This window comes from Nostoc sp. (assembly GCF_036917315.1).
Classification (GTDB): domain Bacteria; phylum Cyanobacteriota; class Cyanobacteriia; order Cyanobacteriales; family Nostocaceae; genus Nostoc.
In genome coordinates, this window is sequence record NZ_JBALDR010000065.1 from 23,456 (window position 1) to 36,006 (window position 12,551).

Below are 12,551 nucleotides of genomic sequence, written 5' to 3' on the forward strand. Positions count from 1 at the left end.
GCAATATTGATGATTGCTAATTTGGATTTAGCTGTAAGCTTGCAGACATGCCTTAGCTTCTATGGATTTTGAGAGATGTTTATGCAACTATCTCAAAGTTTATCGCTGATAAGAATGGTGGGGCTGTGAATTGATTGTTATCGTTATCAATGTTGGCAAACAGACTACCTGTCCCAAAGCCTGGTGATGTCAAGTTTTGGTTGAAGAACAAGTTGCCAGTTCCAAGACTGTAAGTAATGAGTCCAGAGCTAGTTGCAGCTGCTGCATCATTAGCTACTATCCTAATTTGGAACAGATTATTGAGTCCGCCAAAAGTTGTCTTATCGAGGACAATTTTATCGCTAAAGTAGCTGAAGTCAGTAATTTTATCTACACCGAGATCGGCACTATTGTACCCAGCACCTGAGTTGAATACAAAGCGATCGCCACCAGCACCACCAGTCAGGATGTCATTACCTTTACCACCTCGTAATGTATCATTACCAGCATCTCCATAGAGTAAGTCATTGCCAGCACCACCATAGAGGATATCATTACCCTCACCACCAAAGGCTCTCAACGGTGTCGCCGTGCCACTACCATCAAGGAAGTCATTTCCAGCCCCCCCTGTGAACCAGACTGCATTTACAGAAGTTCCTGAGAGGTTGTTGACATCGAGGGTGTCATCACCTCCACCACCATTGATTTCAAACCTCTCTGCACTGTCTACAGTCAGAGTGAAGGGAACCAAGTTCAGCCGATCGAAGATTGCTCTGTCTTGACCATCTTGTTGCAGGCGGAAGTTGTCTCCTACACCCGCGCCATTGACCTCAACCACATCAAAGCCAGCGTTACCACTGATTCTATCGCTACCGTCACCATTGTTCCAGATCAGGCGATCGTTGCCATTTCCGCCAGTGAAGGTGTCGTTGCCACGATTTCCAAGTATGGTATCGTTCCCGTCCCCACCAGATAGAAAGTCGATACCATCGCCACCTCGTAACAAGTCATTACCGATATCACCATAGAGGTTATCACTGCCAGTACCACCTGTCAGGCTGTCATTACCCTCACCACCCAAAGCTCTTAACGGTGTCGCTGTACCACTACCATCCAGGAAGTCATTGCCAGCCCCACCTGTGAACCAGACTGCATTTACAGAAGTTCCTGAGAGGTTGTTGACATCGAGGGTGTCATCACCTCCACCACCATTGATTTCAAACCTCTCTGCACTGTCTACAGTCAGAGTGAAGGGAACCAAGTTCAGCCGATCGAAGATTGCTCTGCCTTGACCATCTTGTTGCAGGCGGAAGTTGTCTCCCACACCTGCGCCGTTGACCTCAACCACGTCAAAGCCAGCGTTACCACTGATTCTGTCGCTACCATCACCATTGTTCCAGATCAGGCGATCGTTGCCGTTTCCGCCAGTGAAGGTGTCGTTGCCACGATCTCCGATTAGGGTATCCTCTCCATTGCCACCGGATAGAAAGTCGATACCATCGCCACCTCGTAACAGGTCATTACCAGCATTTCCAAAAAGGCTGTCATTTCCACCCAAACCATTGAAGTTATCAGAAGCGGCATTACTAATACCTATATCTGCTCCATTAGTCGGGCCTGGGCCTGGAATCCAAGTTACTGCCATGATTAATACTCCTAATTCTTAATTTCTTTAAGTGAACAATGAGTTACTAATACTTCATTTATAGGAAAAGGATAGAAGTACTAGTTTCTGTCTAGGAACTAGAAAACTTATAGTTTTTAGCTGCTAAGTATTACTCAGAGATATTTTCTTCTTTTATGCAGAATATTGGTTTTTGTAAAACTTCTTCACTATCAATTTTAGAGACATACCTGACTGTATCCTGACTTTTCACGTTATCTTAAAAAGAACCAATAGCTAGCGAATGCCTTGTTTAAACTAGGTTTCAACTGATTGAACGATTGTCGTTAAAGTTTAAAATAGTGCTTATGATGTACGAGGATGAATACCTAATGGTTAAATTTAGCACCTAAGTCTGAAATCCATACACTGTTTCAAAGATATTAATCACATAGTCACAAATGACTTCTATGAAGAGAGAAAAATCTTGTTAAAAGTAGTATAAAAAAGAATTTTAAGCGTTATTACAAAGCGGAAGATCAATATCTTACCTAGTGTGATAGGCATTATATTAAACACGTGATTTGTTTTTGTGTGTTTTTAAGAATACCCATCCATAGTCCAATCTTGAAGAGATAAATTAGGAACTTTGCTAAAATCTTTCTGATTACGCGTAACGACAATTGCCTCGTTAGCCAGAGCGATCGCAGCAATTCTTAAGTCTTGCGTACCTACCTGGATTTTTTGCTGGCGTAAACTTTGGTAGCAACTGTAGGCAGCATCATCGAAATCCAGCAAGTTCATACTACAAAAGTAAATCTGGGTTATTCGCAGATTTCGATAAGCAACTACTAGCAATTCTGGTTTAGTAGCACACTTGCTAATAGAAGCTAGTCTGCCTTTCAACTGTTCTTCGAGTGTGACTGTTGTAATAAATATGTTGGAACTTCCGACAGCTTGAGCGCGTTGTAGAATTTTAGAATTACCATGTTGGGAAAGAGTAACATGATCGGTATCGAGGATATATTGGCTCAAGCTGACTGATTCTCCTCTAAAGAAGCTTCATAAGCAGCTACTTCTGCATCTAATTCACGTCGATTTGCAGCCATATCTTCTACAAAATCATCAAAAAGTGGGTCATCTTTGAAAATACCATCAAATTTAACCCAAGGATTGGACTCTTCAACCTGTTGCTGCGGTTTTAAGATTGGCAAACAACAAAGCCGTAATGTAACCCACCATAAGTAAGACATGATAGGGCTGTTGAACTCACTATCATTAATTAAACCGTGAGCCATGCGGTTTCTTAAATTTGAACCAGAACGTTCAATTAGCAAACCTTGAAGATCAAAAAGCGTGTCTTCATCAAAAATTGAGTTTATTTGTGGATAGTTTCGGGGGAAAAGAGTAGTATTCAAATCACGCTCATCTTCAATTCCCTTATCGATATCAATTTTTGAGGGTAACGCACCCTGCCTTCGGAGTAAATAACGGATAGAATTTTCAATTTGAGGAATGAGAATATGAGTTGAGGTGAAGAAGTCTCCGGTTAATCCAGCATAAAGCCCTTTCGCAAACTGCTGTTCTCTACCTGGTGGCACAAAGGGGTTATTTGAAACAATTGGAAATAAGTCTTCTACTTGTACATTATGTTCCAAAATTATTTGATCTTTTGCTGGCTCAGTATAAGCTAGAACCTGAAGTTGTTGATAGTAGATTGCATTTGTGTACATCTCAAAACGAATTGATTCTTCTATCTGCTCTGGATTATTGGATAAGCCTAACTTGGGCTTACGAGCTACAACTTTACCCATCTGATTAATCATTGAAGATGGGAATAAATGATATATGGGATTTTCAACAGCTATTTCCAAGACTTCTTGTCGAAGCTGAGACACTTTAGGTGGTGTTCCTAGAAATGCTAGAGAAAAGAGTGCATTATAAAATTCTTTACCTTTAACGTGCGATCTGGCTATATTTACTTGAACACTAATATCTGTTTCATGAGACATAGAAACTAACTCATTTAAGGATTGTTCCTGATACTCGCTACGAAGCTTGCGAACCTCTTCGGCTCTTTCTTTTGCAGCGATAGTTTCTTCCTTAGTACCTCGGACATTCATGAAAGCTTCAAAAGCTTTCTCCATAAAATGTGACGCTTTTAGGTAGCTTGCATCTGTACCCTTAAGGCTATCTTCAGCTTCTTTGACATAGGTTTCAGCAGCCTGAATTTGCGCTGTACGTTCCTGTTTTGCATCTTTTTCAAGACGATGCCATTGTGCTTTAATTTCCCAATAGTTTCTTGCTCTACGCCAATCATTCGCTGATTCTGATATAGTTGCGGCTTTCTCAGCCAAAGCAGCGTATTTATTAAAATTACCGCGTTTGTGTTCCTGTAAAAGCTCCATAAGCTTTGCTGATAAAAACTTTGGATCTTCTCCATTACAGCGTTCAAGAACTTTCTCTATATGTGCAACAACATCTTCAAATTTATGATTAATTTTGCGTGCTAGCCAGAGCGCTCGTTCAATTTTAGCGAAACACAAAGTCCAGTTTTCAAGATATTCTAATTCTGCGGCAGATTTTAAGTAATCTGTGACTGCTAACTGCGCCATTTTATAAGAGTCACGTCGTTTGCTTGTCCAGAGAATATCTGCAATTCGTGCTTGAAGCTCTGGATCTGAGACTTCACCCACAATCTCAGCCAAAAAATCTAGATGTTCATCTGTCAAGCGCTCAACAAATTTAGCCAAAAACTTCTCATTTGATCGCGGTTGGATTGCAGCATCAGTCACAACCACTAGAATCTCAAAGACAAACTGTTCTCTGAAATTTCCTGCTTCCTTTGCTTCTTGTGCCTTGTTCCAGAAGACTCTGTTATAAGCACCACACTCTTTTCTATCGCTGCTATTAACCACGTTTTGCCAGCGAGAGTTAATAAAATCTTCTTTAGTGAGAGGAGGGTTTATTAATGGCATAGTCTAGAATTACTCAGCTATATATCTACTATGCCAAATCTGAAATAGATCAAGCTATTATTAGCTCTAGCTGAATAATGCAAATAAAAGCTATAAATTAACATTCCCCGGCAGAGCCAGGGAATGAGAGAATGCTAACTCGCGGCTAAGTTGCCCCAACCGACGTAGGGTAATTTTGCAGCTGTTGCCCGAACTTGGTCAGCATTTGCCACCAACTGACCACAAGCGTCCCAAGTTCCAGAAATAAATGTGCTTCTTGTACCTTCACCGATCGCAATTTGGGCGGTGTAATCATCAATTTGCACTTGCAAGGTTTCCAGATTCACTGTCACGGTGGCTTGAGGATTGGCAGCGACTAAATCTTGCAGTTGTTTAACAGTCACAGCATCGGCTGTCAAACAAGGTATGCCCATTGCTACACAGTTACCGAAAAAGATTTCGGCGAAGCTTTCACCGATTAAAGCTTGGATTCCCCATTTTGCGATCGCTTGGGGTGCGTGTTCCCGTGATGAACCACAGCCAAAGTTACGGTTGACTATTAAAATATTCGCGCCTTTGTATTGGGGTTGGTCAAAGGCATGTTCGCCTTTGAGTGCTGTCCGGTCATCAATAAACGCGCCTTCACCTAACCCATCAAAGGTAACGGCTTTTAAATATCGCGCGGGAATGATGCGATCGGTATCTATATCATTACCCACTAAGGGTATACCGCGCCCTGAAACTGTTTTAACTTCACTCACCATAAGTTTTATAAGAAACGAACCGCAAAGAACGCATAGACACGAAGTGGCTTCCCGAAGGGTAGGACACAAAGAAAGAAAGAAAAGTTTAACAGATTTCTCTATGCTAGGAAGTGGAGTTACAGCAACTCGCGCACATCAGAGACTTCGCCTTTAATCGCAGCAGTGGCGACCATTGCCGGACTCATTAACAATGTCCGGCCGGAGGAGGAACCCTGTCTTCCTTTAAAGTTGCGGTTGGAGGAAGAGGCGCTGATTTGTCTTCCTTGTAGCTTATCGGGGTTCATGGCTAGGCACATAGAACATCCTGGTTCTCGCCATTCAAATCCGGCTTCCTGAAAGATTTTATCCAGTCCTTCAGCTTCCGCTTCTTCCTTCACCCGTTCCGAACCGGGGACAACGAAGGCTTTGATTCCTTCGGCAACGTGGCGACCTTTGGCGATTTTCGCTGCTTCTCGCAAATCGCTAATTCTGCCGTTGGTGCAACTACCAATAAAGCAGACATCTATTTTGGTACCCTTGATAGGTTGACCAGGATATAAATCCATGTAGCGGTAAGCTTCTTCGGCAATGAATCGGTCTTCTTCCAGTAGTTCTTCCGGTTGAGGTACTGACTGGTTGACACCGATACCTTGACCGGGAGTAATCCCCCAGGTGACGGTAGGAGAAATTTCCGCAGCGTCGAATACGACCACATCATCGTATTGGGCATCAACATCGCTCTTGATGGAATCCCACCAAGCCACTGCTTTATCCCAATCTGCATCAATGGGTGCAAAATCTCTACCTTTGAGGTAATCGTAGGTGACGCGATCGGGATTGACGTAGCCGCATCTAGCACCGCCTTCGATCGCCATGTTGCAGACAGTCATCCTCTCTTCCATATTCATTTGCTCAAATGTCGTACCTGCAAATTCGTAACCATAACCCACACCACCTTTCACGCCAAGGGTGCGGATGATATGCAGGATGACATCTTTGGCGTAAACTCCTGGGTTGAGAGTGCCGTTAACTTCAATTTTGCGGACTTTCAGTTTCGAGAGGGCGAGGGTTTGGGAAGCGAGAACATCGCGGACTTGGCTAGTACCGATACCAAATGCGATCGCACCAAATGCCCCATGACTGGAAGTGTGACTATCTCCACAAGCGATCGTCATTCCTGGTTGAGTCAGTCCGAGTTCGGGAGCGATGACGTGAACTATACCTTGGCTACCAGAACCAATGTTGTAAAAAGTTATGTTATTTTCTTGACAGTTATTTTCCAGTGCCTGAATCATTTCCTCTGCCAAGTTATCGGCAAAGGGACGCGCTTGGTTTTCTGTGGGCACAATATGATCGACTGTGGCGACGGTACGCTCTGGAAACAGTACTTTTAGACCCCTCTCGCGTAACATAGCAAAGGCCTGGGGACTGGTGACTTCATGAATTAGGTGAAGCCCGATAAATAGTTGCGTCAGCCCTGAGGGAAGTGTACCAACGGTGTGTAAGTCCCAAACTTTATCAAACAGGGTACCTTTGCTCATACGTCAATCAATATTTAAAGAGTCCGGTCTTAAATAGTATCAAAAAATAGTCTGGATTTTTGCAGATCGCTTAATATTACTTACAGCTTTGGGTAAGGTCGTGGGGAATTGAAGGGGGAAATTTAAACGCAGAGCGGAGGCAGCGCGTTGCGGGGGTTCCCCCCGTTGTAGCGACTGCCGTCGCGCGGAGGTCAGCGCAGAGGTACGCAGAGAATTCGCGAGCTGAATTGGATCGCTTTTGAGGTAGTAAATGCGAAAATTATCCGAAATACTGAGGTGCAAAGATGTAAATAACTTTATCCTTTTGCACAAGGATATGTTAAGACAATACGAGATAATTGCACTACCAGGTTATGTCCATAGATTTACGGGAATTTTATCAGGCTAGCGATCCCAGCAGAACTCTGTTTGTCAACAATAGCTCTGATGGCAAGTATTATATAGATTTTTCCTCCGTACGAGGTGGTGATATTCTGGGCAAGCTGAAGCAGAAGATTACTTTTTTTAAGCCGAATGAACCCACTTGCACTTTATTTACTGGGCATATTGGTTGTGGGAAATCGACAGAACTATTACGGTTACAGGCAGAACTGGAAAAGTTAGATTTCCATGTGGTCTATTTTGAGTCCAGTGACGATTTGGAAATGACCGATGTCGATATTGCTGATGTGCTGCTAGCGATCGCTCGGCGGGTAAGTCAAAGTCTAGATAAAATTACCTTGGAGGAACCTAACAAGTTTAACGACTTGCTGCAAGGTGCTTGGAAGGTCTTAAACTCCGAGGTAACGGCAGGAAAAGTTAAGCTTCCGGTGGTTGGGGATGTTGGTTTATCCGCAGATAAAGGTAAGTTTTCTCTGTCTGTGGGCATTGGAGAAATCACCGCGAAGATGAAAAATGACCCAATGCTGCGAGAAAAACTCAATCAGTATTTAGCACCGCAAAAAACTAAACTGCTGGAAGCGATTAATCAAGAATTATTGGAACCTGCGATCGCTAAACTCAAACAGCAGGGTAAAAATGGTCTGGTGGTAATTGTCGATAATCTTGACCGCATAGATAATCGTGCCAAACCTTGGGGTCGTCCGCAACAGGAATATTTATTTGTCGATCAGGGTGAGTTTTTGACAAAGCTGAATTGTCATCTCATCTACACTATGCCCTTGTCTTTAAAGTTTTCCAATGATTACGGAATGCTGACTCAACGTTTCCCAGAAGACCCCAAGGTGTTACCAATGGTACCTGTGCAATGGTCTGATGGCAGGGTTCATACACAGGGAATGTCACTCATGCAGCAGATGGTACTAGCTAGAGCTTTTCCTGACTTGACACCAGAGGAGCGTTTAAGTAAAGTTACCGAGATTTTTGATAGTGCTGCTAGCCTAGAGCGTTTATGTCAAATGAGCGGTGGTCATGTGCGGGACGTGCTGAGGCTGCTGAATACCTGGATTATGGAAGAGATGAGTCTTCCCCTAACTAGTGAAACCTTAGAGCAAGTGATTCGTTCTCGGCGGAATGAAATCATGTTACCGATTTCTGAGGATGAGTGGCAATTGTTACGTCATGTCAAGGAAAGGAAAAAGGTGAGTGATGACCACGGATATCAAAAACTGATTCGCAGTCGGTTTGTGTTTGAATATCGCGATGGTGGCGAGTCTTGGTTTGATGTTAATCCGGTTTTGGCAGAAGCCAGAGAATTAAGTTTGTAGTAAGCACTTTAGTGCTTATTATTTCCTATCTTTGAAAGCACTAAAGTGCTTACTACGAACTAAACACATAAGCTTATGAGTTCACAGCAACCACCAGAAGATGACCATGTAAACAACGAGCGCTCTCTGACACAATTAGCTTGGGCGATCGAATCCTCTGTGGGGCAGTTTAAGCTGATTTTGGCACGGTGTAATTATACGAGTTTGCGCGATCGCTTAATCTCCAGACTGCGAGAAATCTGTCAAGTCGAAATTCGTGTCTTGACGGTGCAGCAATCGAACAGGACTCTTTATACTGCGATTCAGGAAGAATTCGGCGCAGAAGTACCAGCCTGTGTGATGGTTGTGGGTTTGGAATCTGTGCAGAATTTGCCTGTGATGTTAACTTCTGCAAATCAGGTGCGGGAGGAGTTTCGCAAGAATTTTGCTTTTCCCTTAGTGTTTTGGATTGACGATGAAATCTACAAGCATCTAATACAGCTTGCACCAGATTTGGAAAGTTGGGCAACTACGAGAAATTTTGATATATCAACCCAACAATTAGTAGATTTTATCATCGAAACGGCTAATCAATGGTTTAGTAATAACTTAAAATTTAGCTTTGATGTATATCTGAAGCTGGAAAATGAGCTAGAAGTAGCGCAAAGAGATTTAATTAAAAAGCCAGATATTTATAATTTAGATATTCAAGCTAACTTAGAATCTTTATTAGGTTTTGTTAAACAGATAAATAATCAAAAAGATTCGGCGTTAGAGCATTATCACAAAGCTTATAAGCTCTGGCAGCAAAGTCAGAATTTAGAAAGACAGGCAAAAATCCTTGGTGAGATTAGCTTTTGCTATTATCTCAAAGCTTTGAAGCATCAAGATATCAATTCTCAAGATTGGCAGATAACTTGGCATTATCTTCAAGAGTATATAAATTTTATTAGCAAGTTTCAAAGTCCAGACTTAATTGCTAACGCAGTAGTGAAATTCGGTGATGTCTTGCGAGACTTGAAAAAGTGGGAAATATTGCATAGTCTTTCCGAGCAAGCTTTAGTAATCCATCAAAAGAACAAACAGCCAAGGGAATTAGCCAAAGATTACGGTTTTTTAGCTGAGGTGGCTTTGGCTCAAAAAAACTGGATGAAAGCAAATCAGTTAGTTAAGCAAGCATTAGAAGTTTTTACTGCGATTCCAAATCTGGAATCAGCTAATATATCAGGTATTTTATCTGATATTCCCGAAAGGGTTTTAAAATCAAAAGACTTAAGCTTATATCAATTTATTTTAGGTCGTTCTCAATACTATTTAGGTCAAATTCAAGAGGCAACTCTCAGCTTAGAAACTGCTAAGGATGTGGGTAATACCCTAGAAGATGTCAGGCTTTACTTGGATATTATCAGGTTTTTGCAGCAGCTTTATTTTGAGCAAAAAAAATATCTCAAAGCATACAAAATTAAACAGCAACGGCGTTCCATTGAACAGCAATTTGGCTTGCGGGCTTTTATTGGTGCGGGTAGGTTAGAAGCTACAAAACAGGCATTTGTAGAGACATTGCGCTCAAATTCTCCTCAAGGAAATATTGCCCCAGAAATTGCTGCATCTGGTCGTCTTTTGGATGTAGAACGTTTAATTGAACGCATGGGTCGCCCTGATTATAAGTTGATAGTAATTCATGGGCAATCGGGTGTCGGCAAAAGTTCACTGGTGAATGCGGGACTGGTGCCGGCTTTAAAAAATAAAGCCATAGGTACTCAAGATTATTTGCCAGTGGTAATGCGCGTTTACAGCAACTGGATAGAAGAGTTAGGGAATCTTTTGGAGAGAAACAAGGGGGATGAGGGGAATGAGGCAAATGAGAGAGAGTTAAAAAATCAAAGTTCAGCTTCAGAAGGTCAACGTTCATCCTCAGAAGGTCAACGTTCATCCTCAGAAGGTCAACTTTCACCCTCAGAAGGTCAACGTTCATCCTCAGAAGGTCAACTTTCACCCTCAGAAGGTCAACTTTCACCCTCAGAAGGTCAACGTTCACCCTCAGAAGGTCAACGTTCACCCTCAGAAGGTCAAAGTTCATCCTCAGCAGGTCAACGTTCGTCCTCAGAAGGTCAACGTTCATCCTCAGAAGGTCAACGTTCGTCCTCAGAACTCGGAACTTCGCAATATTTAATATCCAAACTTAAAGAAAACGAACAGCGCAACCTCCGCACGGTGTTAATTTTCGATCAATTTGAAGAATTTTTCTTTGTTTACACCGAACCTGCACAAAGAAAGCAATTCTTTGAGTTTCTGGGAGAGTGTTTGAATGTTCTATCGGTGAAAGTTATCTTATCGCTGCGGGTGGATTACATTCATTACTTGCTGGAGTGCAATGATTTGTCCAGTCTCAAGATTATTGGCAATGACATTCTCAGTAATAATGTGCTTTACAAGTTGGGGAACTTCTCACCTGCTGATGCGAAATCAATTATTCAGCGTTTAACTGAAAATACTAGCTTTCACTTAGAACCTGCTTTAGTTGAACAACTGGTGCAAGATTTAGCCGGAGAATTGGGTGAAGTTCGTCCCATTGAGTTGCAGGTTGTGGGGGCGCAACTGCAAACGGAGAACATTACAACTCTGGCAGAATATCGGCAGCGTGGTACTAAGGACGAATTGGTTAAGCGTTATTTGCATGAAGTTGTTAATGATTGCGGTGTTGAGAATCAGCAAGCAGCAGACATATTACTCTATTTGCTGACCGATGAAAAAGGAACTCGCCCTCTAAAGACTCGCGCTGAGTTGGAACGCGATTTGCTGCCGTACTTCTCGGAGATCCCCCCAACCCCCCTTAAAAAGGGGGGCTTTATTCTTTCAACCCCCTTTTTAAGGGGGTCGCCGCAGGCGGGGGGATCAAAAACTAGGGCAGAACAAGCTTCTGAAATCAGTAAATTAGATTTAATATTAGAAATTTTTGTCCAATCCGGCTTAGTGGTTTTGCTACCAGAAAACCCCGCCGACCGTTATCAACTGGTACACGACTACATCGCCGCCTTTATCCGCCAGCAACAGGAACCGAAGTTAAAGCAGGTGATGGCGGAACTGGAAAAAGAACGAGAACAAAGAAAACAAAGTGAAGTAAAACTTAATCGTGTTTTCAAACGCGCCCTTTTTGGTTCCATAACCGCAGGTTTAGGATTTGCTGTTTTAGCTGCGGCAACATTCCAGTGGGCAGTAGAGGCAAATGTTAGTCAAATTAACGCCATCAATAATTCTTCGGAAGCCTTTGCTGTCTCTGGACAATACCCAGATGCTTTAATAACAGCCTTAAGGGCAAGTACCAAACTCAAGCATACACTTTGGGCGCAGCACAGAAGCGATACCCTAATGCAAACTGTGGTAACTTTACAGCAAGCGGTTTACTTAAAGCCAAATGAGAAGAAAGAAAATCGTGCGATCGAGGTAAATACCTTAGAAGGGCATAGCAGTTGGGTCAATAGCGTCGGATTCAGCCCTGATGGCAAGACACTGGCTTCTGGCAGTTTAGACAAGACGATCAAACTCTGGGATGTCAGCACGGGCAAAGCGATCAAAACCCTGACTGGGCATAGCAGTCCGGTCTATAGCGTCGGATTCAGCCCCGATGGCAAGACACTGGCTTCTGGCAGTTTAGACAACACGATCAAACTCTGGGATGTCAGCACGGGCAAAGCCATCAAAACCCTGACTGGGCATAGCAGTCCGGTCTTTAGCGTCGGATTCAGCCCCGATGGCAAGACACTGGCTTCTGGCAGTGATGACAACACGATCAAACTCTGGGATGTCAGCACGGGCAAAGCCATCAAAACCCTGACTGGGCATAGCATTAGGGTCTATAGCGTTGGATTCAGCCCCGATGGCAAGACACTGGCTTCTGGCAGTGCTGACAACACGATCAAACTCTGGGATGTCAGCACGGGCAAAGCCATCAAAACCCTGACTGGGCATAGCAGTACGGTCAATAGCGTCGGATTCAGCCCCGATGGCAAGACACTGGCTTCTGGCAGTAATGACAAGACGAT

The 12,551-nt window shown here is 43.1% G+C and carries 7 protein-coding genes; 2 read left to right on the top strand and 5 right to left on the bottom strand.

Going from position 1 to position 12,551, the window contains the following annotated elements; all coding sequences use genetic code 11:
- Positions 1-79 precede the first annotated feature (79 nt).
- The 5 genes from V7K84_RS30675 to leuC form a co-directional block, all read right to left on the bottom strand.
- Entirely contained in the window at positions 80-1,624 is a 1,545-nt protein-coding gene (locus tag V7K84_RS30675; RefSeq protein WP_334843812.1) for a calcium-binding protein, read from the bottom strand.
- 558 nt (positions 1,625-2,182) lie between these two features.
- Entirely contained in the window at positions 2,183-2,617 is a 435-nt protein-coding gene (locus V7K84_RS30680) for a type II toxin-antitoxin system VapC family toxin (protein WP_334843814.1), read from the bottom strand.
- Entirely contained in the window at positions 2,614-4,560 is a 1,947-nt protein-coding gene (locus V7K84_RS30685) for a DUF4209 domain-containing protein (protein ID WP_442941026.1), read from the bottom strand. The genes V7K84_RS30680 and V7K84_RS30685 overlap by 4 nt, the downstream gene beginning before the upstream one ends.
- A gap of 134 nt (positions 4,561-4,694) precedes the next feature.
- Positions 4,695-5,303 (bottom strand): 3-isopropylmalate dehydratase small subunit, encoded by a 609-nt coding sequence (leuD, locus tag V7K84_RS30690; RefSeq protein ID WP_334843818.1) that lies wholly within the window; start codon positions 5,301-5,303, stop codon positions 4,695-4,697.
- Between the two features lie 116 nt (positions 5,304-5,419).
- The gene (gene leuC / locus V7K84_RS30695; RefSeq protein WP_334843819.1) at positions 5,420-6,823 is read right to left on the bottom strand and encodes a 3-isopropylmalate dehydratase large subunit; all 1,404 of its coding nucleotides are present in this window, start codon (positions 6,821-6,823) and stop codon (positions 5,420-5,422) included.
- Positions 6,824-7,176: 353 nt separating this feature from the next.
- On the opposite strand from leuC, the gene V7K84_RS30700 reads away from it, so the two are divergent.
- Both V7K84_RS30700 and V7K84_RS30705 read left to right on the top strand, forming a co-directional pair.
- A complete protein-coding gene (locus V7K84_RS30700; protein WP_334843821.1) occupies positions 7,177-8,529 on the top strand; it encodes a P-loop NTPase fold protein in 1,353 nt (450 codons plus the stop codon).
- A gap of 75 nt (positions 8,530-8,604) precedes the next feature.
- The coding region (locus V7K84_RS30705; protein WP_334843822.1) for a WD40 repeat domain-containing protein at positions 8,605-12,551 on the top strand (3,947 nt) is incomplete at its 3' end.